Raw genomic sequence first — 22230 nt, 5'->3', positions numbered from 1 at the left:
GTGATAAATACGTCATATAAACGTCATCTGCATCCTCTATATTCTAACTAGCTATAAACGTTGGAAAACCAGATGAACGCATCACATTCTTCTTCTCAAGCCGTTAACTACTTTGCCAAAGAGCTAAGTTGGCTGTCTTTTAATGAACGCGTGCTGCAAGAAGCTAAAGATAAATCTAACCCGATTATTGAGCGCATGCGCTTTTTAGGTATTTACTCAAACAACATGGATGAGTTTTTCCGTGTCCGTGTTGCTGATGTAAAACGCCGAATATTACTTAATAAAATTCCTGATGCGAACTTTGAAGAAGACGAAATACTACTTCATCAGATCCAAAGTAAGGTGCTGCAGCTTGGTAAAAAGTTTAACCAAATTCATAAAGACATTTTAAATGACTTAAACGAGCACAATATTCACGTTGAGTTACCTGAGGAGCTATCTGAATTTCACTTGAGTTGGCTGAAAAAATTCTTCCACGACAATGTGCTGCAACACATATTGCCGATTTTACTCTCTGAAAAGAAAGACTACTCAGATCAAATCAACGACACCATGACCTATTTGTTTGTCGAGATGACCAACCAAAAAAGTCATTATGCCATGATGGAAGTACCAACCGACCGCGTATCTCGTTTTGTTATTTTGCCACCAGAGAAAACACGCCGTCACAAAACCATTGTGATGCTTGATGACATCATCGCCTACTTTATTCGCGATGTATTTAGCAGCTTTTTTAGCTTTGATGATATTCAATGTTATGCCATCAAACTCACCCGTGATGCCGAATACAACTTAGATGACGAGCTTGAAGAAGGCTTGCTCGATAAAATGTCAAAAGGTCTAAAACAACGTATTTCTGCTGAGCCTGTGCGCCTTGTTTATGACGAGAGCATGCCAGCTGAGATGCTTAAAGTAATGAAAAAGCGCCTTAATATAAGCCAACATGATGCGTTGATCCCCGGCGGCCGTTACCGTAATTTCCGCGATTTCATTGCGTTTCCGAATGTTGGCCGTCAGTATTTAGAAAACAAACCACTGCCTGCATTACAAAGTAAGGCTTTTAACAATCACTCAAGTGTGTTTGATGCCATTTCAGAGCAAGATATTTTACTGTATTACCCCTACCACACCTTTAACCACTTACTTGAGTTTGTACGCCAAGCGGCGTTTGACCCAGATGTAACCCAAATTAAGGTCAATATTTATCGCGTTGCGAGTCAGTCTCGACTTGTCTCTACGCTTATTAATGCCGCCAAAAATGGCAAACACGTAACCGTTATGGTTGAGCTGAAAGCGCGCTTTGATGAACAAAACAATATTGAATGGGCAAAAACCCTAAGCAATGCTGGTGTTAAAGTGATCTTTGGTATTCCTGCGTTGAAAGTTCACAGTAAATTATGTGTTATTCACCGTAAAGAAAAGAACAACATAGTGAAATATGCCCATATAGGCACGGGTAACTTCCACGAAAAAACCGCCAAAATCTACACTGACTTTAGCTTATTCACCAAGTTTGAGGGCATTAGTGAAGAGTGCGATAGTGTGTTTAAGTTTATCGAAAGTAGCTATAAACCATTTCAATTTGATCATTTGATGATTTCGCCAGTCAACGCACGACAAACTATTATGTCGCTAATTGATGCTGAAATAACAAATGTAGAACATGGTAAGGCTGGCCGAATTACGCTAAAAATAAATAACCTTGTTGATAAAGAGCTGGTTGATCACCTCTACTTTGCCGCAAGACGCGGTGTGAAAATTCGCATTATTGTGCGTGGCATGTGCTCGTTAGTGCCTTCTGCCGTTAACGAAAATATTCGCATTATTAGTATCGTTGACCGCTTTTTAGAGCACCCTCGGGTGATGGTGTTTCATAATAATGGCGACGAAAAGGTTTATATTTCATCGGCAGACTGGATGACCCGAAATCTTGATCACCGTGTTGAAGTAGCCGCACCGATTTATGATGAAAAATTAAAACAGCTTATTATTGATATTCTTGAGCTACAGTTTAAAGATAGAACAAAAGCACGCATAATCGATAGCGAACAAAAAAACAGCTATGTGCGCCGCGGCAATCGTAAGAAAATTCGCTCGCAAATTGCCATTTATGACCACCTTAAGAAATGGGAAAGTAACTATAATAATGAATGATTATCCCTCAATTGCTGCCGTTGATTTAGGCTCAAATAGTTTTCATTTAGTGGTGGCAAGAGAGGTCGATGGCTCTTTGCAAATCTTACACAAAGAAAAACAGCGCGTTTACTTAGCTGACGGTTTAGATGATAAAAATCATTTAAGCCAAGAAGCAATCGAACGCGCGCTGGCGATTCTTAAGCAGTTTGCTACTACCTTGCAGGACTTCCCCTTAGAGAATGTTAAAGTGGCCGCCACTTACACATTACGCCGCGCTAAAAATATTCATTCGTTCTTAACCCAAGCAAGTAAAGTGTTTCCTTACCCAATTGAAGTAATATCGGGGCAGGAGGAAGCGCGTTTAATTTATCAAGGTGTTGCCCATTACATTCATCACGATGAAAACCGCTTAGTCATTGATATCGGCGGCGGCAGTACCGAACTCATCATTGGCAAACACTTTAAGCACAAGCTACTTACTAGCCGCAATATGGGCTGTGTTAGTTACACCAAGCAGTTTTTTGCAGATGGACAAATCACTGCTAAGCGCTTTGCCAAAGCTGAAGTTCGCGCAGAGCAAGAACTTGAAGTGATTTTTGCCAATTACTTATCGGCTGGCTGGCAATCTGTGGTGGGAACATCAGGCACTATTAAATCTATCCTTGCCATGATCAATGCTAACGATGCCGAGCAAGAGCTGATTACATTAGAGCGATTATTAGAACTAAAAACTCAGTTTATTGCAGCTAAACAAATAAAAGCGCTACAAATTGAAGGTCTTACACCTGAGCGGCAAGTGAGTATTTGTGGTGGTTTAGCTATTTTAATTGCGATCTTTAGGCTGTTTAAAATCGAAGCGTTGCAATACAGCGACTTTTCACTTCGTGAAGGCCTGCTACATGAAATGCAGCAAAAGCTCGCCCACAAAGATATTCGCACTAATACCATAGCGAACCTATCTGAGCGTAACGCCATAGATAAAGAGCATGCTAACCGCGTCTCGACAACTGCAAAGTGGCTGTTTGAACAAGTAAAAGAGGCATGGCAACTTACCGATCCTGACTACATCAACTTGCTGGATTGGGCCGCGCAGCTGCATGAAATTGGCTTAGGGGTTAATTCATCAGGTATACATAAGCACAGTGCGTATATCGTTGCGAATAGTCAGTTGCCTGGCTTTACGCAGCAACAACAAACCTTGCTTAGTTGCATGATCCGTTTTTATCGTAAAAAAATTCGTTTAGAAGAGTTTCCTGCACTGCATACCATGCAGCATTATGAAATATTGCAGCTTATTGTGATTTTGCGCTTAGCGGTACTATTGAACCAAAAGCGTATTACCGATCAAGGTTTTAAACTTGAGGTAACAGCCAAGCAAAATAGTATGTTCTTAAAGTTTCACAATAAGTGGCTTAAAGAACATACCTTGCTTTTAGCTGACTTACAGCAAGAGCAAAAATACCTTAAAAAAGTCGGCTTCTTACTCGATTTTCATTAAGCTGATTAATAGATTAATCGATTACATATCCATATGGCGGTTAGAGCTTTGCATCATTTGCTTAAGGCCTTGATGTTCAAGCTCAAGTAAACGTTCGAGCTTTTCTTTACTTTGCTCTGTATCAGCTCGCGATACCAAGTACTCGTATAAGTCGATTACTTTTTGGTGTTGCGTGGTTAAGTAAACCTGAATCGCCTTTTCATCAATTTGCTGATCTGTGCTGATATCGTTAAAAGTAATTAGCTCTGGGTTTTCAGCAAAATACTCATAGCAATAGGTATCAAGCGTGTTTATTTCTGTAATGGCTTTAAAGCCAACGAGATCTTCTGCTAGTTTCTTCTCATATTGCAGATAATAGTCCACCAGCATTTGATTATGCTCGTCCAGTAAGTCTTTAACACTGTGGAAATTGGCTGCCATTTGAGTATGAAATAACACGGTCCAATCATAAACTTGTTGTATTGTTTTAACTTGCATGTGCATTCCTTATCAAAATCAATTTAATATGACTTTGCATAAATCACACCAGCAATAAACTCATTAATTTTCAGCCCCTTAAAAATAAAGTGTGTAACTTGCAGCAAGTAAAAGCGTACAAGTTACACACTGACTGTAAAATTTATAGATGGCGTTTACGCCATATAAAATAAAGCGCAGGTAACACAAGTAGTGTTAAAACTATGGCACTGAGCATCCCGCCGACCATAGGCGCGGCTATTCTGCTCATCACCTCACTGCCCGTTCCAGTACCATAAAGTACTGGCAGTAGACCAATGATAATGGTAGCAACTGTCATCATCACGGGCCTAACCCGAAGGCCCGCACCATTGATGATTGCTTGGCGCAGCTCTGTAACCGTGAACTGTGCTGATTGCGCTTTGGTATCTTGATAAGCTTGGTTGAGATAAACCAGCATAATTACGCCAATTTCCACAGCAACCCCAGCTAGGGCAATAAAACCAACCCCAACAGCAACCGAGAAGTTAAAGCCTTCAAGGTACATCAGCCAAATACCGCCTATCATAGCAAGCGGTAAGGTCAGCATGATCATTGCCACCTCAATAAAGCTTCTAAAATTGAGGTATAACAGCACCACAATGATTGCCAAGGTGAGTGGCAATACATAACTGAGTTTGGCTTTTGCGCGCTCCATATATTCATATTGCCCCGCCCACGTAATTGAGTAACCAGCAGGTAGCTCAAGTTGCTCATGCAGCGCTTGTTGCGCACACTCAACATAACTGCCGATATCACTGCCTTCAATGTCGATTAAGCTCCAGCCATTAATGCGGGCATTTTCACTTTTAATACCCGGCGGGCCATCTTCGATAAAGACATGAGCTACATCGGCCAATGCGATACGCTGTCCGTTTGGTGTCACTATCGGTAACAACTTAAGCTCTTCTGGCGAGTCGCGATAATCTTGTGGGTAACGCAAGTTAACTGGGTAACGCTCTTGCCCTTCAACAGTTTCGGTCACATTCATACCACCGATAGCAGTAGCAACAACCTGTTGTACATCAGCAATGTTTAAACCGTAACGCGCAGCCTTCTCACGGTTAATATCGACTTTGATGTAACGACCACCAGCAACGCGCTCTGAATAAACCGAAGCCGTGCCCGGTAAATCTTTTAAGATGACTTCAATTTGCTCACCGATTTTTTGAATTTCGCTCAGCTTTGGCCCTGCTACTTTGATCCCCACAGGCGTTTTAATCCCAGTGGCAAGCATGTCGATTCGGGTTTTGATTGGCATAACCCACGCATTGGTAAGCCCTGGGAACTTAACCAGATTATCGAGCTCTTTTTTCAGTTTCTCGGTTGTCATACCCTCTCGCCACTGTGACTTTGGCTTTAACTGAATAAAGGTTTCGATCATGGTGAGCGGCGCAGGATCTGTGGCAGTGTCTGCACGGCCAACCTTACCAAATACCGACTCAACTTCTGGCACACTGGCAATTAGCTTATCGGTCTGCTGTAAGATTTCACGGGCCTTACCAATTGAAATACCTGGGTAAGTAGTTGGCATATACATTAAGTCGCCCTCATCAAGAGGAGGAATAAACTCACTACCAATTTTATTAACCGGATAAAAGCCGATAACAGCCAACACAAAGGCCAGTACCAATGTTGTTTTCGGTGCTTTTAATACTGCATTTAACAAGGGTTTATAGGCTGCCACTAATAAGCGGTTTACAGGGTTTTTCTGCTCCGAAATAACCTTACCGCGAATAAAGTAGCCCATTAATACCGGCACCAGTGTAATCGCTAAACCAGCCGAGGCCGCCATTGCATAGGTTTTTGTATAAGCCAGTGGCGAGAACATGCGCCCTTCTTGTGCTTCAAGAATAAACACTGGCATAAAGCTGACGGTAATAATTAATAAACTAAAGAATAACGCGGGCCCGACTTCTGCGGCTGAGTCCATCACTACTTGCCAACGGTTTTCATCGGTCAGTGGGGTTTTCTCCATATGCTTATGCATATTTTCTATCATCACGATAGCACCATCTGTCATTGCACCAATAGCAATCGCTATCCCACCAAGCGACATGATATTAGCGTTTATACCTTGCCAATACATAACCACAAAAGCCGTTAAAATACCCATTGGCAACGTGATAATGGCTACGATCGATGAGCGTATATGGAATAAAAACACTACACACACTAAGGCCACGACGATTAACTCTTCAATTAACTTTGAGCTTAAATTATCAAGCGCTTGGGTAATAAGGTTTGAGCGGTCGTACACAGGGATGATTTCAACCCCCTCTGGCAGGCCTTTTTTGAGCGACTCTAGCTTTTCTTTCACTAGTTTTATGGTTGCTTCGGCGTTTTCTCCAAAGCGCATCACTACCACCCCACCGGTTACTTCACCCTCGCCGTTTAGTTCGGCAATACCACGGCGCATTTGCGGCCCAAGTTTTATATCAGCCACATCACGTAATTGCAGTGGCGTGCCATTGGCATTAGTACCCAGCGGAATGGCTTCTAAATCTGCGACACTTTTAATATAACCTGTGCTCGATACCATGTATTCGGCTTCTGCCATTTCGACCACTGAAGCGCCACGCTCTTGGTTACCTTGCTTAATTGCTGTTTGAATTAAACTTAGCGGAATACCATAAGCACGCAATTTATCTGGGTCGACATTCACCTGATACTGCTTAACCATACCGCCTACAGACGCTACCTCTGATACGCCCGGCACCGTTTGCAGCTCAAACTTTAAAAACCAATCTTGCAAGCTTCGTAGCTGGCTAATATCGTGCTTACCGGTTTTATCCACAAGCGCATACAAGTAAATCCAACCCACCCCAGTTGCATCAGGGCCAAGTTCAGGCCTTGCTGAGTCAGGTAAGCGAGCACTTACTTGACTCAAATACTCTTGCACCCGACTACGAGCCCAATAAAGGTCGGTGTCTTCATTAAAAATAACGTATACATAAGAGTCACCAAAAAACGAAAAGCCCCTTACCGTTTCAGCTCCCGGCACCGACAACATGGCTGTGGTGATAGGAAACGTTACTTGGTCTTGCACCACTTGAGGCGCTTGTCCTGGGTAAGACGTTTTTACAATAACCTGTACATCAGATAAATCAGGCAAGGCATCAACTGGGGTATTCTTTAAAGAAAAAACCCCAAAGCCCGCCAACATTAAAGACAGCAGTAATACAAAGAAGCGATTACCGACTGACCAACGGATCACGGCAGCTATCATTGCATTTCTCCTTGCATAGGGTGGCTCATGGTCATGATGTCAAAAATCACAAACTCACCGTCTACCAACTTAAAGGTAAAATGCACTTCATCATCGCTTTGTAAACTAGACATATCGATACGCGGCGAAAAATGAAACTCCATGGTTGCAGCCTCGCGTCCCCACTTAGGGATAGCCTCACGACTGATCACGGCCGTTCTGGCTTCGCGGTCAATGCTGTTGATCACGCCATTGACCATTGCGCTGTCACTATCAGGTTCTTGCATACGCATAAAGTCAGAACTCTTACTTGATTCGGAATCTATTAAGAACTGCGCTGAAACCACTACGTTATCGTCTTTCAATAAGCCTGATAAAATTTCGACATCATGATTATCACTACGGCCTAGCGTCACAGCGACTGATTTAAAGCGACCTTCACCTAAATCAATGACGACACGGTCTTGGCTACCTGTGCGGATCACCGCTTCTTTAGCTATCACTAATTGCGGCTCAGTTGGCTTCGTAGTAATGCTCACTTCAGCAAACATATTCGGTTTTAATAAGCCATCTTGGTTGGCAAAACGTAAGCGCACGCGCAGGGTACGGTTTTTCTCATCAAGGGTTGGGTAAATATAATCGACCTTGCCTTGCCAGCGTTTGCCCGGTAAGTAATCTAAGTTCATAGTAACTGGCAAGCCTTTATGAATAAGCCCTGCTTGACGCTCAAAAACTTCAGCCTCAACCCACACTTCTTCTAGGTGAGCAATACTCATCATGGTTGTGCCCGGTTTCACAAAGAAACCTTCGCGGATATTTAACTCATCCAATACGCCACTTTGCTTGGCATAAAAGGTAATGTTTTGTCTGACCTTTTGGCTTTGCTCTAATCGGGCAATAAAATCGTCAGAAACATTCAGTGAGGCTAAGCGTGCTTTTGCTGCACGTATTAGCACCGCATTATTACGTTTAAGGGCAAGCAATAGCTCTTCTTGTGCATTCACTAGCTGTGGAGAATACAAGGTATAAAGTGGCTCGCCTTGCTTAACTTGGTCACCTGCGGCTTTTACATATAAGGTTTCTATCCAACCTTCGACACGAGGGTGAATGTGCACGAGTTGGTCTTGGTCGTATTGCACATAACCAACCGTATCAACGGTCGTTTGTAATGATTTAAAGCGTACGGGCGCTGTTCTTACCCCTAAGTTATTAACGACTGCTGGTGAGATTCTCACAGTACCTGGGCTGTCTTCAGCGCTACTTTGCTCCTCATAAACGGGGACTAATTCCATACCCATTGGTGATAAACCCGGTTCATCACGGCGGTAATTACTGTCCATTGGCGCCACCCAATATAAGGGCTTTTTCTCAGCGCTTGGCATAGCTTCATGATCTGGCTCAGCTAGTTTATTTACAGCCGTTGCCAATGCCGCACCTACCGCCAAGGCGATAACTAATTTCACTGTGTTATTCATTGCTAGCTCCTTGGCTTTGTGCTGCATTTATTTGGTTATCTTTTGCTGCTGCGTAATAGTTAAGGCGAGCGAGGGTTATTTGTTTGTCTATTTCGATATTCAATGCATCAATTTTTGCGTTAAGTTCGCTGATGCGTGCACGCATCACTTCTGAAAAGTCACCATCATCGTTGGTGTAAGCATTTAAAGTTGCTTCGGCTTGCTCCGCCATTTGCGGTAAAAGCTGCTGTTGATATAGCGCTTTGCGCTGAGCAAGTCGGCTTAGTTGGCTAAGCTCTTTAAAATACTGACCTTGCAGTTTTTGTAGGGTAATAAGTTTGTTGGTTTTTACCGCCTCGGCATTAGCTATTGCCGCATTGACTTGTTGATCTTGACGATTATCAGTAAACAGCGGTAAATCAACACTTACTCCTATAGAGAATAAGTCAGCGCGAGAGTCACCCATCGGGGTATCATCACGATAGCCATAGCCTAGGTTCATACCAAATTGCGGCTTATACGCCTCTTTAGCCACTTGCACTTGGGTGTTTTTGGCACGCATAGCATGATCAATAGCGATAATTGCCGGGTGATTCATCAGCACTTCAGTCACCCCCGATGGCGCAAGCTCTTGATAAGGCATTAGTGCAGCCACCTTGGTATTTTCATCGCTCACTGCACCGTTTAGCATTTCAATAGGTAGCCATTGTGCTAGTCGTTTTTTGGCACTATCAAACTGTTGCTCTAACATCACCAGCTTATCTTCAAGCCGAGTCAGCTCTAGCTGGGCGCGAATAATATCCTGCTGGCGAGTCGCACCAAGTGTATTGGCATAGCTTGCCTCTGTAATATCAATAAGCTGATTAAATAAGGCTTTATCTTGGCTGATCAGTTGAATGCTTTTTTGTGCGCGATAGGCATTTAGCCATGCTTCGCTAACAATGGCTTTAACCTGTGCTTGGCGGTCTGCTCTAAGCCAAGGGTATTGTTCAGCCGATTGCTTTAAAGCTTGTTGCTGTAAGGCAAGACTATCACCTCGGCTAAATTGTTGTGACAAGCCCACTTTGAATTGCGTCATACCCTCTTGGTCAAAGGCAAAGCCATCGGTTGGTAAGTTCATGAGTCCAACGGTTAACACTGGATCTGGCAAGGTACCTGCCGCAATGCTTTGCGCTTCTATCGCCTGTTGCTGGTATTTATTTGCCTGTAACCAAGGCTCGTGAGTCAATGCATAATCAATCACCTGATTGAGCGCCAATGGCTCTGCTTTCACTAAACTTGAGGTTATCAATACTGCGCCTAGAGAAAGCGCCTTAATCAATTTGCTGTGAATCATCACATGCTCCAAAAATCTTAAAAATGGTTAAAAAACAATAGATTTTGGTTGCAGAATGAGGTGTATTTCAGCGTTTTACTGAATTTTAGACAGACCTATCCTGCTTAAGCAGTAATAGGTGGACGATATAAAGAACTGACGCGGAAACTCAGCTGGCTGGCGCCTAACACTGTGACTTTTTCTGATTGCTTAATTGATTTAACAACTAAATCATTTAACGGCAGGAGTGAGTGAGCTGTACAGGCATTGAACGGACACGCACAATCGCTGTTATCCATTGCATCTTCATGGCAACAATCCATATCACTCATGTCGCTGTCAGCATTCATATTAGCATGATGATCCATTTGCATGCTGGCATGTGGCATATCACATACCATAGCAACAGACGCAACTGACTGACCCACAAAAGTGAGCAGCATCATAGCTATCAATAAGTAGCTTGAAAGTCGCGTCATCATCATACCTTAGAAATTAATTGCCCAAATTGTAGCCCGAAATTTACGCGCTCGACAAGGGTTTATCTATTTTTATGCTACTGCTGGCAGCAATAGCAAACAGGCAATAACCAGTAAAATACCAAAAACCATCACCTAATTCGGCATGCATTTTGATTAGCTCGCCCATTTGCCCATCGGCATTACCTGCTAAATAGGCCACGATCAATGCAATCACGAACACATCGACCATGCTCCATTTACTTAGGCCCTGTATGAGTTGACCGAGCAAATGCTTAAATCTATTCGCAGGTAAAAAACAATAAAGCAATTGCATCAGGAGTTTTAAAGTGGGAATAACAATCGAGAACACTGCAACAAGCGCGGCAACAAGGTAGTTTTTGTTATTGGTAAGCTCATTCACGGTGCCCCAAATGCTGCGTGTTTTTTTGTAGGCATCTATTTCACCTTCAAGCTTATCAAGCCCCAACATGCTTGAAGCCATCATTAACACGCTACGGGTATTGCGATCGCCTTCATCGGCAATCATTTCAATACCTGTTTTGGCAAGCTTAGATTTATCGATTTTTCCTTCTAGGGTGAGCACAGGCTGGGTTACACCAGGAATTAGTAACGCCAAGGCAATTAAAATAGCCAGTACTGGAAAAACAACACGCATTAGTTACAAACCTTTTTAATACTCAGAGCCCGCATCATAACGAACTCTGCGCTTTTAGTCTGTAACCGATGATAAGCTTGCGAACACTTCATCGGCATAAGCACGGGCATCGTACATAGCTTGAAAAACCACATCCATCTTTGACGCAGGGCGGATCATCATTAGCAGCTCATGAGCAGTTTGCCATTGCTCTTCTTCCATCGCCTTAACAAGTTGTAAGCTCGCACCTTGCATGCCATTAAAGTTTAACAATGCGCTCGAAAGCTCACTACCCAGTGAAAACTCTTTGGCAATGATATCAAGCTCCATATCTAAAATTGCATCTAAAACAGAGAGTAAGCCAACTAAATAACCTTGCTCAGCTAGGTCTTTACCACCAGGTTCAAGCATCAGCGCAATAAATTTAGCTCTTGTTAAACCAAGTTTAGTTAGCTCTTGCGGTTTATCATTGCCTAACTCGCTCAGCGCTAATACCCGTACAAATTGTCTAATCGCGTCTTCACCAAGGTAAATAACCGCTTGTGAAATCGAACGAATTGTTTGCTGACTATTGCTGATCCGCGCATTAACTAATTTTAAAATGCGTGCTGTAAGGCCTATATCTTTAGCAACCCGTTGTTGAATTGCGTCAAAATTTAAATCTGTTTGCGCAGTACAGTTAAGTAATTCAAGCACGGCAACTTTTGATGGTTCAACATTACCAAAACTTAAAAGCTCTGGCTTGGCAAAAAAGTAGCCTTGAAACAGGTCGCAACCAGCCGCTTTTAGTTGCTTAAAGTCTTCATAAGTTTCAATGCGCTCCACTATGATAGTAGTTCCGGGGAAGCTGCGTTTGAGCTTTTTGATCATCATGTTGGTTTTGATAATCGGCTGTGTGACTTCAAGCTTAATAAAATCCATCAAAGGCAAAATATCTTGCCATTTCTCAGTGCCATCATAATCATCAAGCGCGAACAAATAGCCTTCTTGTTTTAATTGCTTAACGCGGTTCACAACTTTGGGAATGCTAGTAGCCCGCTCTACTATTTCGATAACTGCACTGCGTGGTTGCAGCAACTTAGGGAAGTCATCCAAAATAGCGTCGGTCGATAGGTTGATAAACGCAGGTTGAAAGCCTGTTAGCTTCTCGAGTCCCATCAACATTAACGCATTAAAAAACAGTCGCCCCGTTGCTTGGCCATCACTTGTGCCTACTGGAAAGACATTATCGCTCGATTCTCTATACAATAATTCGTAAGCATACAAACTTTTATCAGCATTAAATATTGGCTGCCGGGCTATATACTGAGTCACGCTCTGACTTTTGTTACCTTCCATACTTAATTCTGACATTCTACTTCTCTCTTAGATGCGGCTAACTCCACATTACTATTGTTGTAAGTATAGTGAAAGATGTTTGCCTTGCTAAATCATTATATTCATACCCCTACAATGACTAGGGATATTCCGCTTTGGACCTGCTTTTGCTATAATGCGCTCTGTTTTTCTTACCTTGTTAACTAAAAAGAGCCTCCTATGAGCATTGAACAAGCCCTAATCGAACGCAGTAATAACCAATGTGAACTTTGTGCCGCTACAGATAACCTGTCTGTATACGAAGTGCCGCCTGTTACAGAGGCTCATTCTGATAAATGCATTTATGTTTGCCAAACTTGTAAAGATCAAATCGAAAACAATGCTGATTTGACTGCAAACCACTGGCACTGCTTGAATGACAGCATGTGGAGTCAAACTCCTGCTGTACAAGTTGTGGCTTATCGCATGTTAAAGCGCTTAGCTGCTGATAACGGCTGGGCACAAGATGCACTAGATATGATTTATCTTGAAGAAGACACGTTAAAATGGGCGCAAACAGCCCTAGCTGAAGATGACGATATTAAGCACATCGACAGTAATGGTGTTGTACTTCAAGCGGGTGACACTGTGACACTTATTAAAGATCTTGATGTGAAAGGCAGCAGCCTTGTTGCCAAGCGTGGCACAGCAGTAAGAAACATTGGCTTAACGAGCAACCCAGAACATATTGAAGGCCGTGTTGATGGTCAACGCATTGTTATTCTAACCAAATACGTGAAAAAATAACGAGCACTAAATTTGCTTTTTAAAGCGAATCCGTAATTAAGAAAATGGGCCTAGTGCCCATTTTTTGTTAATTAAGCTATGATTAAGTCAGCGAACTTTATGCTTATTCAATTACAAAGACGCATAACCCTAAAACGCAAGGAAACAATCATGGCTTCGGATACCATCTCATCTTTCAAACGCGCTTCTCTATGCAGTTTAATGATCTTAGGGAGCAGCTTAGTATTAACAGGTTGTGGTGAAGACTCTGCCGCACCACAAGCTGAGCAATCAACAATGAAAACCCTCAATACTCAGGTTATTTATTTAGACCGCAGCATGCTGCCACCGGGTTCAGTATTAAAAGTACAACTTGCTGATGTATCAAAAATGGATGCCAAAGCAGAGGTTATCAGCGAACAAGAAATTGAATTAAATGGTGCACCACCATACAACGTGGCACTTGAGTATGACGAAAGCAAAATTGCTGACCGTCACCGCTACAGCGTGAGTGCACGCATTGAGAATCAAGGTAAATTACTTTACATCAGCACCACTCATAATAATCCATTTGCCGAAGATGCCTCTGGTGATGTGTACAAGGTGACAGTGACAAAAGTATCAGCGAAAAAGCCAGACGTGACATTGACCAATACGTATTGGAAAGCAGTTACAATCAGCGGTGAGGCTATCACCGTTGAAAATAAAGAACCTTTCGTACAGTTTAAAGACGATGGTTCAACCAATGGTCACTTAGGATGTAATAACTTCTCAGGTAGTTACGAGGTTAACGAGCAGACGCTTACATTCAACCCATTAGCAAGCACCAAAAAAATGTGTGTATCACAAATGGATATTGAAGCGGCCATGTCTGCAGCGCTTGCGGCAACAGCTAAGTACTCTATCAATGGTGAACAGTTAACCTTGTTAGATGATAGTGATGAGCCACTTGCGACCTTCGCAGCGACTTATATGAATTAACACCAGTTAAATAAAAAAACGCCCAGCAATTGCTGGGCGTTTTTGTATTGCAGAAATTATTCTTCAACTAACTGTTCACTGCGATAAAAACCACTGCTATCGCTTAGTAATGAAACAAGCTCTGGTAATACCGCATCCATTGTTTGCTTTAGTTTCCATGGCGGATTGATCACTATCATACCCGATGCTGTCATACCGTGAACGTCGGTGTCTGCCTCTGTTGCAAGCTCGAAAAGCTGAATGTTACGCATACCCGATGCGATTAAACCCGCTTCCATTCTGTCAATTCGCTCACGATCTACAACCGGATACCAAATCATGTACGTTCCAGTTGCAAAGCGTTTATGCGCCTTAACAAGAGTGTTAACAACCGTATCGTAATCGTTTTTAATTTCGTATGGAGGGTCAATAAGCACACAAGCTCGACGTGATGCTGGTGGTAATAAACCAATTAAGCCTTGAAAGCCGTTTTCACCACGTACGCGAATAGAACGCTTACCTTTCATGTTGTCTTGCAGTAACTCTAAGTCACGTGGATGCAACTCAAAGAACCAACCGTTATCTTGGCGACGTAAAAAGTGCTCTGCAATTTTTGGCGAACCGGGGTAAAAATCTAAATTACCATTTGAGTTAAATGATTTAATCAGCTCAATGTACTCATTAAGTGCATTGTGTTCACTGTTATGCTGCCAAAGCTTAGCAATCCCATCTAAATACTCTTGTGTTTTTTGTGCATCACTGCCTGCAAGTTCAAAAAAGCCAGCACCTGAGTGGGTGTCCACATAATCAAGTGGTTTGTCTTTAATTGTTTGGTATTTAAGAACTTCAGCTAGAACAAGGTGTTTTAGCACATCAGCAGGGTTACCTGCATGAAAAGAGTGTCGATAACTAAGCATATTTATAAATCGCCAAATGCAAATCTGCATTAAAAATGAATAGCCATATTGTACATGATAAACAGAAAATGATCCTAGCATCTGCCGCTTTGGTGAATCATAAATGAATAAAAAAGCCGCTACGCTGAATTACACCTTAATAATAAATAAAAATCCTCTAAAACGGCCGTAAATGCTGGCATATCAAGACACTTTCCTTTACATTTGCATGACAATAATCACAGTTTTATGAGCGCATTTATGAATAACGAAACTCTTTCCCAACTCGAACAACTGATCGACAAGTTAATTCTTCGCAACAGTGAACTTGAAAGCGAAGTTAAAAGCTTACAAGAGCAAAACTCTAAGCTTTTAGATGAGAACGAAACTCTGCAACTAGAAGTACTAGAAAACGAAGAGAAACAAAAAGACACAAGCAGCACACTAACTGGCCTGCTTGAGAAATTACAAAGCGTTCAACAGGCTAGCTAATGAGCGGCCCACAAAGTCAGCGGGTCACCGTAGAGCTACTAGGTAAAGAACATGAGTTCTCTTGCCCACCTGGGCAAGAGCACGCCCTAGTTGCTGCTGCACAAAATTTAAATGACTTAGTGGAGCAAATGAAACAACGCTCATCGGTTCGCAATGACCAAAAAGCGTTGCTGATGGCAGCATTACATTTAAGTCATGAATTGCTTGAAGTTAAATCGCAACAAGCAGAACAAGAGCAACAACATGACAGCTTAATAGATAAGCTCAGCCAGCACCTTAGTATTTAGAAAAAAGCGCATCCTGCGCTTTTTTTGTTTACAATCAATTGTACTAACCACTATCAGAGCGAAACACTATGCGATTTTGTGCTTTTTTGATCTGTCTTTTCGTAAGCTATAGCGCCCAAGCAAGCGTTAGCTGGCATAGCATCACTCCCGAAATCCAATTTCTACAACAACAAAATAAACTGCGTTTTTACGATTCGAATCAAGTGCTATTAGAGGGTAAAGAATGCGCATTAATGTTTGATGCCAGTGGTAACTTTGCCGAAGTAGAAAAGCTCGCAGTGCAGCTAAAAGAACGCTTAAAAACACCATTATGTTATTTAGTAGCGAGCCATTATCATGATGATCATCTGCTAGGTTTGGCCGTTTTACAGGCTAAGTTCCCTGAAGCTAAGCTTATTGTGCATCAGCAAGTAGCGACTGAGTTTTCAGCAATGCAGCAAGCATTGACAGATAAGTTAGATGGTTATGAAAAAAGTATTGAATTGAGCTATCAACGCCTTGCCAATCAACCTGAAGATCAACAAGCTATTTGGCGCGACAAACTAGAGCTTGCTAAAAAACGCTTATTTCGCTGGCGAGAGCTCACCTTAAACCCACCGGCAATTAGCATTACTGAATCAACAAAGCTAAACCTTGGTAACTACCCCATCGTTATTACACCGTATCAAGCGCACACTAAGGGCGATCTTACTTTAAGTGCAGATCAAGGTCGCGTGCTGTTAGGTGGCGATATACTCGACAGCTTACCCTACCCAGGGCATGGTACGTTTTCTAACTGGATAACCGCGCTGCAAGGTATCCAAAAAAATACCACACTGACAACTATTTTACCGGGTCATGGTAAGCCGCTAACACCTGCTGAACTGGCGCTCCCTTTAAGGTTTTTAACAACCATTCAAGAGATGACAAATTCCTCGCCAGATAAGTCAGTTAATGAATTAATCCCGCTTTTTCCTGCAGAGGTAAAACAGCAATACCAACTTGATGAAGTGGGCGAAAGAGCGTTTTCTATGTTTCTAGAAGCTGGACTTAAACAGAGCAAGTTGTCAAAATAGAGCTAAAATAGTAAAAGGATTTTATTATATGGCTCGAGTAAGTTTGAGATATTTACTTTGGCTGAGCTTAGTTATTGGAATACAAGGATGCCAACTAACTCAGCAAGAAACAGATGAGCAAGAAAGGCCAAAGGTTTTTAGCCATTATGAGCCCAACTTAACGTCTGAACAAGCAACTAGCGAATTTGTCGATTCAACTGTCGTTGAAGCGCCCTCCAAGGCTGTGCCATTGCCTGCCAAAGACACGCCGTTACCCAATCCTCGCTCGAAAGATCTGTGGCAGCATATCGCCAACAATTTAACGCTGGTATTTCAAACCAATAAATATACATCTGCACGAGTAAAATGGTATTTAAAACAACCCAATTATCTGATTAAAGTAAATAAACGTGCGGCACCTTATTTGTATCATATCGTCACACGTATCGAGCAACAGAAGCTGCCGATGGAGCTGGCCCTATTACCCTTTGTTGAAAGTGATTTTAGACCAACAATACGCTCTTCAGAGCAAGCAGTTGGTGTTTGGCAGTTAGTCGGCGCAACGGCTTATCATTTCGGTGTGCAAAGCGACCAATGGTATGACGGCCGCCAAGACATACTCGCTTCAACCGATGCCGCTTTAGCTTATTTAAGTTACTTACATAAACGCTTTGATGGTGACTGGCTGCATGCCCTTGCTGCATATAACAGTGGTGAAGGACGCGTTAAAAAAGCTATCGAAAAAAATAAAAAGCTTGGCAAGAAAACTGACTATTGGTCATTATCACTACCAAAAGAAACCGCTGAATATATTCCTAAGCTTTTGGCGCTTAGCTATTTACTAAAGCATCCTGAGCAAGGCTTAAAACGCCCTAAATTAGCGAATAAAGCACTCACCACAGAATTTGATGTTGGCCAGCAATTTGATTTTTCGGTGATAGCTAATTTATCTGGTGTGGGCCATAACCAGCTCCACAAATTAAACCCAGGATATTTAAAAAACCAAAGCTCGCCAAATGGTCCACATACTCTGCTTTTACCTATGGAGCGCCGCACCCTGCTGCAAAGTAAGCTGTTTCGCAACAACTTTGCCGGTGAGTATATAGTGCAAAAAGACGACACCCTTTATGGCATTGCCAGACGCTTTAATATGTCTGTGAAGGATCTGAAAGCGCTTAATAGCAAAACAAGTAACCTGATTAAAGTCGGTGAACAATTGCGCTTATCACAGCCCCAAACCATGCCGGAATCACTTATGGTTGATTACAATATTAGCCCTTACCTTGAACAGCACGAGGAAGTTATCGCAACCATTGCGGTTGATTACCTAGTCAAACCAGGTGATTCAATTTGGAGTATCAGCCAGCTATACGACGTGCCTCATAAAGACGTTGCAACATGGAATAAACTCAGTGCCAGCAGCATTTTAAAACCAGGCACCATTTTGACATTGCACCTACCGCAAGCAAAACCCGCTGAGCCGCAAGTACCAGCCAGCGAAGCCATGTTGTCAGGCATTGAAAGCTCGTTGAAAAAGCCTTGATTGCTCACTCTTTGTGGTTAGCGTAAAATCAGCGCTTATATTTAAATTCTAAAGAGAAATAACATGCAGATCAGTAAAGACGCAGCGGTTGAGTTTCACTACACACTTAGTGAAGCAGGCGAGCAAATCGAATCAAGTAAAGATGGCGAGCCACTTTCATATATCCATGGCACTGAAGGCATGCTTCCTGGTCTTGAAAAAGCCCTTGAAGGTAAATCGGCTGGCGATAGCTTTAGCGTAACACTTGAGCCTAGCGAATCTTACGGCGAGCGCGTTGATAACCTTATTCAACGTATTCCACTTAAGCATTTACAAGGCAACACAAAAGTGTGGAAGCCAGGTATGACTGCAATCGTTCATTCAAACCAAGGTCGTCACCAAGTGACTATCGTTAAAGTGGGCCGTTTCAATGCCGATTGTGACTTAAACCACCCATTTGCTGGTAAAACACTAACGTTTGATGTTGAAGTGATTAATGTTCGCCAAGCAACAGCCGAAGAATTATCACACGGCCACGTGCACGGTGAAGGCGGTTGTGGCCACAGCCACTAAGGGTAAATGATGACAAACGTTGCAATTGTCACTGGTGGCAGTAAAGGTATTGGCAAAGCTATTGTTGAGCGTTTAAAACGTGAAGACTACACAGTATATAACTTAGATATCACCCCGTCTGAGGGCAACTATCGCCACTGTGACGTTAGTGATACTCAGCAAGTGAAGTCAGTTATTGCCGAAATTATTGCCGAGACGGGCCGCGTTGATGCCTTAATCTCTAATGCGGGTCGTCATTTAAGTGCCAGCATCGAAAATACCGATGAAGCAATGTTTGATGCCCTGTTTGCGCTCAATGTGAAAGGTGCCTATGCTGCAATTCAAGCTGTATTACCTAGCATGAAAAGCCTGCAAGGCGGCAGTATTGTGTTGGTTGCCTCTGATCAGGCAATCATTGGCAAACCAAACTCGTTTGCTTATAACCTCACCAAGCATGCGCTAGCTTCAATGGCAAAAACGACAGCACTGGATTATGCCGCGTTTAACATTCGTGCTAATGCGGTTTGTCCGGGTACGATAGAAACACCACTGTTTCATAATGCGATTGATGCATATTGTCAGCGCAGTGGTGCCGATAAAGCAGAAATTGTTGCTGAAGAAGCCGCGCTGCAGCCGCTAGGCCGTTTAGGGCAACCAGAAGAAATTGCTGCTTTGGTGAATTTTTTAATAAGCCCAGAAGCAAGCTTTATTACTGGCAGCTTACAAAGCATTGATGGTGGATACACCACGCAATGAGCGACAAAATTATTGACCCACATGTGCACTTTTTTAACCTCACTGAGGGTCAATACACTTGGCTACAAGGTAACAATCCCCCCGCTTGGCCAAACCTAGATAAAATAAAAAAACAAATTACTGCTTCAGAGCTTAAAGCCGCTTGCCCATTTCAACTAGAAGCGCTGGTGCATATTGAAGCTGGCTTTGATAACCAAGCGCCAGTGAATGAGCTTAATTGGCTTGCAACGCATTTAAATGACATTCCCTATCGCGCAATCAGCTACAGCGCGATTGACGCATCTAGCAAACACTTTGAAGCGTCACTCAATGAGTTAAAGCACTCATCTTTGGTTGGTATTCGCGATATAACCGAAGGTGATGAAGCAAAGCGCTTATTAATTCCTCACTGCCAAGATAACCTAGCCATGCTCGCAAGCGAAAACTTACACTTTGAAGCACAGTTTGAAATTGAAAACATGCAGGTAACCGAGCAGCTTATTAAATATTGCACCGTACTGCCGTCATTACGTGTGGTAATTAATCATTTAGGCTTTATTAGTAATGAGCAAAGATGGCTTGAAGCAATCATTAAACTCAGCCGCTGCGATAATATCGCGATAAAGTTCTCAGGGTTAGAATTCACGCAAATAGCTGTAAACAAACACCTTTGGCTGGTTAATAATTTAGTTAAGTACTTTGGTGAGCATCGCGTGATGTTTGCCAGTAACTTCCCTGTTTGCCAAATAAATACCAGTTACACAAACTGCTGGCAGCACTATCACTCATTGTGCTCGCAGTCGAGTTTATGGCATAAACTAAGCTATAAAAACGCCCGCGAAATCTATCTAATTGCTTAAAAACTAGCTATATTCAAATAGGTTAAAGCTTGTAAAACGAACAAGAATCAAGTCAAAAACCTGTTTGCTTGCTCAGGAGTATTAATGAAAGTCTCTATTACCGGCCTCTTGCTATTTAGTGTTTTATTTGGCTGCAGCTCTAAGCAAGAACCCACTCCAAAACTACAACATGCACGGCTAACTGAACCGCAAAGTGAGCTAATAGCACTTGGCATTGCAAGGCTAATGCACAGTAAACCAGTTCACATTTCTGAAGATGCGTTTATCAAAACCAGCATACTTGTTATTGAAACCTTGAATGAAAGTGATATTCAAGGGCAACTACCCAGCGGCTCATACCCTAATATGCCAGAACGTTTTGAGCTGCTGATCAAAAATCAAATGTGCTTTGTGCGCCATTTAGATAGTAAAGCTACCGAGCCTCTTCCCTTGGTAAAATGTAAGCCAATACCTTGATTAAAAAGCTAAAAGTAAGCATGTAATAGTCTGTAATAACAAACTAAAACAGATCCCCCTATCCTTTTCCTTGCACAAACAGGCAAAAGCAAATGACCTATTTAGTGGTTTCTTTGCTTGTTGCCACTTTAAAAATCAAGCAAGGAGAATCTTACTATGTGTGACAATGATAAAAGCAATAGCTTAGTGCCAGATCTTACTCAAGACCATTCTATTAGTTTAGCTACGAATGAAGCGGCTCCTAATCAACCTCTAGAGTTTCATCCATCAACTTTAGCGGCACAGATTTCAGCGTGTGTCGGTGCAAGTTATGAAAATGGCAAAATTTGCGTTAATTTTCCGGTAGTCGGTAACATCTGCTTTTCAGTAAGCTTACCAATCCCAAGCGGCACATCGGTTAAAGTGTGTATGCAAACCTGTGGCTTCCGCTTTGGTGTTCCACCATTTAATGGCATTAAAGCCACGGTATATGCAAATAATAGCCCGCTATGGAGCGGTACAATTTGGGGTTCTTGTTAAACAACCTATATTTATAGCTGCTTATAAATTAAATAAGCAGCTCTTCTATTTAGAAACAGGACTTTATATCATGAACGATCTCAGCTTTTATGTTATCCCCAACGACCATGCCCAATGGGAACTTACTTCTCAATCTGGAGCTAGCGCAGAAGAAATTAAAGTTAATTACAAAGATCTTATTACAGGCGGCAGTTTGAACCTTTACTTCGAACTTGCAAAGGAGTCTGATTGGACATTCGCCGAAAATGGCAGTTACTTTTCTGATGCAAAAGACAACTTTAACTACCAGCTCAACAGTATTGTCGCCAATTCAGGGAAGTCGTTGATAGTCACTATCTCAAACATATTGCCTCACCAGGCCTTGTCAAAAGAGCTTGCAAAATCATTAGCTAGCAGTCCGAATAGAGCGATTTCGGGGCAGTTAGACCAAAAAGCTAATTATGAGATAAATTTTCGCCTAATTGCCAAAAGAGCTGGCGATCTTAACCCTCTAGTACTTCATCACACAAGTTCTGACTAGTTGAGGGCACCATAAGCCCTCTCAAGTTTTTCACGAGCTGATTCAACATTAAATAGCCAGTTTATACTTGTTCTTTCTTTATTCCTGCTCCAT

Annotated in this window: 22 protein-coding genes; 14 read left to right on the top strand and 8 right to left on the bottom strand. The window is 42.3% G+C overall.

Translation table 11 applies throughout. The features are described 5' to 3' along the window. Positions 1-72 precede the first annotated feature (72 nt). Together ppk1 and ppx are read left to right on the top strand one after the other, a co-directional pair. Entirely contained in the window at positions 73-2154 is a 2082-nt protein-coding gene (gene ppk1, locus NFU46_RS15935) for a polyphosphate kinase 1 (protein WP_251603151.1), read from the top strand. Further along, on the top strand, positions 2147-3634 hold the full coding sequence (ppx, locus tag NFU46_RS15930; protein ID WP_054563523.1) for an exopolyphosphatase: 1488 nt from the start codon (positions 2147-2149) through the stop codon (positions 3632-3634). Before ppk1 ends, ppx begins: the two co-directional genes overlap by 8 nt. 21 nt (positions 3635-3655) lie before the next feature. Here ppx and NFU46_RS15925 read toward each other — a convergent pair whose 3' ends face one another. The 7 genes from NFU46_RS15925 to NFU46_RS15895 form a co-directional block, all read right to left on the bottom strand. Continuing rightward, positions 3656-4111 (bottom strand): hypothetical protein, encoded by a 456-nt coding sequence (locus NFU46_RS15925; RefSeq protein ID WP_054563522.1) that lies wholly within the window; start codon positions 4109-4111, stop codon positions 3656-3658. Between the two features lie 142 nt (positions 4112-4253). Next, a complete protein-coding gene (locus NFU46_RS15920) occupies positions 4254-7358 on the bottom strand; it encodes an efflux RND transporter permease subunit (RefSeq protein ID WP_251603148.1) in 3105 nt (1034 codons plus the stop codon). Further along, positions 7355-8812, bottom strand: a complete 1458-nt coding sequence (locus tag NFU46_RS15915) for an efflux RND transporter periplasmic adaptor subunit (RefSeq protein ID WP_251603145.1) — start codon at positions 8810-8812, stop codon at positions 7355-7357. Before NFU46_RS15915 ends, NFU46_RS15920 begins: the two co-directional genes overlap by 4 nt. Further along, entirely contained in the window at positions 8805-10127 is a 1323-nt protein-coding gene (locus NFU46_RS15910) for a TolC family protein (RefSeq protein WP_251603143.1), read from the bottom strand. The genes NFU46_RS15915 and NFU46_RS15910 overlap by 8 nt, the downstream gene beginning before the upstream one ends. A 104-nt stretch (positions 10128-10231) precedes the next feature. Next, positions 10232-10585, bottom strand: a complete 354-nt coding sequence (locus NFU46_RS15905) for a hypothetical protein (protein WP_105175050.1) — start codon at positions 10583-10585, stop codon at positions 10232-10234. 43 nt (positions 10586-10628) lie between these two features. Next, the gene (locus NFU46_RS15900) at positions 10629-11243 is read right to left on the bottom strand and encodes a paraquat-inducible protein A (RefSeq protein ID WP_251603140.1); all 615 of its coding nucleotides are present in this window, start codon (positions 11241-11243) and stop codon (positions 10629-10631) included. 54 nt (positions 11244-11297) lie between these two features. Beyond that, on the bottom strand, positions 11298-12575 hold the full coding sequence (locus NFU46_RS15895; protein WP_251603137.1) for an EAL and HDOD domain-containing protein: 1278 nt from the start codon (positions 12573-12575) through the stop codon (positions 11298-11300). A gap of 183 nt (positions 12576-12758) precedes the next feature. On the opposite strand from NFU46_RS15895, the gene NFU46_RS15890 reads away from it, so the two are divergent. Together NFU46_RS15890 and NFU46_RS15885 are read left to right on the top strand one after the other, a co-directional pair. Then, positions 12759-13325, top strand: a complete 567-nt coding sequence (locus NFU46_RS15890; protein WP_058583950.1) for an alkylphosphonate utilization protein — start codon at positions 12759-12761, stop codon at positions 13323-13325. 150 nt (positions 13326-13475) lie between these two features. Continuing rightward, the gene (locus NFU46_RS15885) at positions 13476-14285 is read left to right on the top strand and encodes an META domain-containing protein (protein ID WP_058583951.1); all 810 of its coding nucleotides are present in this window, start codon (positions 13476-13478) and stop codon (positions 14283-14285) included. Between the two features lie 56 nt (positions 14286-14341). On the opposite strand, the gene NFU46_RS15880 is transcribed toward NFU46_RS15885, so the two are convergent. Further along, entirely contained in the window at positions 14342-15181 is an 840-nt protein-coding gene (locus NFU46_RS15880) for a 23S rRNA (adenine(2030)-N(6))-methyltransferase RlmJ (RefSeq protein WP_055020897.1), read from the bottom strand. A gap of 240 nt (positions 15182-15421) precedes the next feature. Between NFU46_RS15880 and NFU46_RS15875 the strand changes: the two genes are divergently transcribed. The 10 genes from NFU46_RS15875 (at position 15422) to NFU46_RS15830 (ending at position 22137) form a co-directional block, all read left to right on the top strand. Continuing rightward, positions 15422-15652, top strand: a complete 231-nt coding sequence (locus tag NFU46_RS15875) for a cell division protein ZapB (RefSeq protein WP_054563591.1) — start codon at positions 15422-15424, stop codon at positions 15650-15652. Further along, on the top strand, positions 15652-15939 hold the full coding sequence (locus NFU46_RS15870) for a cell division protein ZapA (RefSeq protein WP_054563511.1): 288 nt from the start codon (positions 15652-15654) through the stop codon (positions 15937-15939). The genes NFU46_RS15875 and NFU46_RS15870 overlap by 1 nt, the downstream gene beginning before the upstream one ends. 68 nt (positions 15940-16007) lie before the next feature. After that, the gene (locus tag NFU46_RS15865; protein WP_251603134.1) at positions 16008-16994 is read left to right on the top strand and encodes an MBL fold metallo-hydrolase; all 987 of its coding nucleotides are present in this window, start codon (positions 16008-16010) and stop codon (positions 16992-16994) included. Between the two features lie 28 nt (positions 16995-17022). Then, positions 17023-18516 (top strand): LysM peptidoglycan-binding domain-containing protein, encoded by a 1494-nt coding sequence (locus tag NFU46_RS15860; protein WP_251603131.1) that lies wholly within the window; start codon positions 17023-17025, stop codon positions 18514-18516. Between the two features lie 63 nt (positions 18517-18579). Next, positions 18580-19068, top strand: a complete 489-nt coding sequence (locus NFU46_RS15855) for a peptidylprolyl isomerase (protein WP_251603128.1) — start codon at positions 18580-18582, stop codon at positions 19066-19068. Between the two features lie 9 nt (positions 19069-19077). Beyond that, positions 19078-19803 carry an SDR family NAD(P)-dependent oxidoreductase gene (locus tag NFU46_RS15850; RefSeq protein ID WP_251603124.1) on the top strand — a complete coding sequence of 242 codons (726 nt, stop codon included), beginning with the start codon at positions 19078-19080 and terminating at the stop codon, positions 19801-19803. After that, entirely contained in the window at positions 19800-20642 is an 843-nt protein-coding gene (locus NFU46_RS15845; protein ID WP_251603121.1) for an amidohydrolase, read from the top strand. Before NFU46_RS15850 ends, NFU46_RS15845 begins: the two co-directional genes overlap by 4 nt. Positions 20643-20726: 84 nt before the next feature. Continuing rightward, positions 20727-21098 carry a hypothetical protein gene (locus NFU46_RS15840; protein WP_251603117.1) on the top strand — a complete coding sequence of 124 codons (372 nt, stop codon included), beginning with the start codon at positions 20727-20729 and terminating at the stop codon, positions 21096-21098. Between the two features lie 156 nt (positions 21099-21254). Then, positions 21255-21617 carry a hypothetical protein gene (locus tag NFU46_RS15835; RefSeq protein WP_251603115.1) on the top strand — a complete coding sequence of 121 codons (363 nt, stop codon included), beginning with the start codon at positions 21255-21257 and terminating at the stop codon, positions 21615-21617. Next, positions 21568-22137, top strand: a complete 570-nt coding sequence (locus NFU46_RS15830) for a hypothetical protein (RefSeq protein WP_251603112.1) — start codon at positions 21568-21570, stop codon at positions 22135-22137. Before NFU46_RS15835 ends, NFU46_RS15830 begins: the two co-directional genes overlap by 50 nt. Positions 22138-22230 lie beyond the last annotated feature (93 nt).

Origin of the sequence: Pseudoalteromonas sp. NCCP-2140 (assembly GCF_023708065.1) — a bacterium.
Taxonomy (GTDB): Bacteria; Pseudomonadota; Gammaproteobacteria; order Enterobacterales; family Alteromonadaceae; genus Pseudoalteromonas.
Note: the sequence above shows the minus strand (reverse complement) of the source record. Positions and strands in the feature narration are given on the sequence as shown.

What these genes read in the sequence shown, in the direction of transcription:
- ppk1 (WP_251603151.1), top strand. Translation starts at nt 73, where the DNA reads ATGAACGCATCACATTCTTCTTCTCAAGCCGTTAACTACTTTGCCAAA.
- ppx (WP_054563523.1), top strand. Translation starts at nt 2,147, where the DNA reads ATGAATGATTATCCCTCAATTGCTGCCGTTGATTTAGGCTCAAATAGT.
- NFU46_RS15925 (WP_054563522.1), bottom strand. Translation starts at nt 4,111, where the DNA reads ATGCAAGTTAAAACAATACAACAAGTTTATGATTGGACCGTGTTATTT.
- NFU46_RS15920 (WP_251603148.1), bottom strand. Translation starts at nt 7,358, where the DNA reads ATGATAGCTGCCGTGATCCGTTGGTCAGTCGGTAATCGCTTCTTTGTA.
- NFU46_RS15915 (WP_251603145.1), bottom strand. Translation starts at nt 8,812, where the DNA reads ATGAATAACACAGTGAAATTAGTTATCGCCTTGGCGGTAGGTGCGGCA.
- NFU46_RS15910 (WP_251603143.1), bottom strand. Translation starts at nt 10,127, where the DNA reads ATGATTCACAGCAAATTGATTAAGGCGCTTTCTCTAGGCGCAGTATTG.
- NFU46_RS15905 (WP_105175050.1), bottom strand. Translation starts at nt 10,585, where the DNA reads ATGACGCGACTTTCAAGCTACTTATTGATAGCTATGATGCTGCTCACT.
- NFU46_RS15900 (WP_251603140.1), bottom strand. Translation starts at nt 11,243, where the DNA reads ATGCGTGTTGTTTTTCCAGTACTGGCTATTTTAATTGCCTTGGCGTTA.
- NFU46_RS15895 (WP_251603137.1), bottom strand. Translation starts at nt 12,575, where the DNA reads ATGTCAGAATTAAGTATGGAAGGTAACAAAAGTCAGAGCGTGACTCAG.
- NFU46_RS15890 (WP_058583950.1), top strand. Translation starts at nt 12,759, where the DNA reads ATGAGCATTGAACAAGCCCTAATCGAACGCAGTAATAACCAATGTGAA.
- NFU46_RS15885 (WP_058583951.1), top strand. Translation starts at nt 13,476, where the DNA reads ATGGCTTCGGATACCATCTCATCTTTCAAACGCGCTTCTCTATGCAGT.
- NFU46_RS15880 (WP_055020897.1), bottom strand. Translation starts at nt 15,181, where the DNA reads ATGCTTAGTTATCGACACTCTTTTCATGCAGGTAACCCTGCTGATGTG.
- NFU46_RS15875 (WP_054563591.1), top strand. Translation starts at nt 15,422, where the DNA reads ATGAATAACGAAACTCTTTCCCAACTCGAACAACTGATCGACAAGTTA.
- NFU46_RS15870 (WP_054563511.1), top strand. Translation starts at nt 15,652, where the DNA reads ATGAGCGGCCCACAAAGTCAGCGGGTCACCGTAGAGCTACTAGGTAAA.
- NFU46_RS15865 (WP_251603134.1), top strand. Translation starts at nt 16,008, where the DNA reads ATGCGATTTTGTGCTTTTTTGATCTGTCTTTTCGTAAGCTATAGCGCC.
- NFU46_RS15860 (WP_251603131.1), top strand. Translation starts at nt 17,023, where the DNA reads ATGGCTCGAGTAAGTTTGAGATATTTACTTTGGCTGAGCTTAGTTATT.
- NFU46_RS15855 (WP_251603128.1), top strand. Translation starts at nt 18,580, where the DNA reads ATGCAGATCAGTAAAGACGCAGCGGTTGAGTTTCACTACACACTTAGT.
- NFU46_RS15850 (WP_251603124.1), top strand. Translation starts at nt 19,078, where the DNA reads ATGACAAACGTTGCAATTGTCACTGGTGGCAGTAAAGGTATTGGCAAA.
- NFU46_RS15845 (WP_251603121.1), top strand. Translation starts at nt 19,800, where the DNA reads ATGAGCGACAAAATTATTGACCCACATGTGCACTTTTTTAACCTCACT.
- NFU46_RS15840 (WP_251603117.1), top strand. Translation starts at nt 20,727, where the DNA reads ATGAAAGTCTCTATTACCGGCCTCTTGCTATTTAGTGTTTTATTTGGC.
- NFU46_RS15835 (WP_251603115.1), top strand. Translation starts at nt 21,255, where the DNA reads ATGTGTGACAATGATAAAAGCAATAGCTTAGTGCCAGATCTTACTCAA.
- NFU46_RS15830 (WP_251603112.1), top strand. Translation starts at nt 21,568, where the DNA reads ATGCAAATAATAGCCCGCTATGGAGCGGTACAATTTGGGGTTCTTGTT.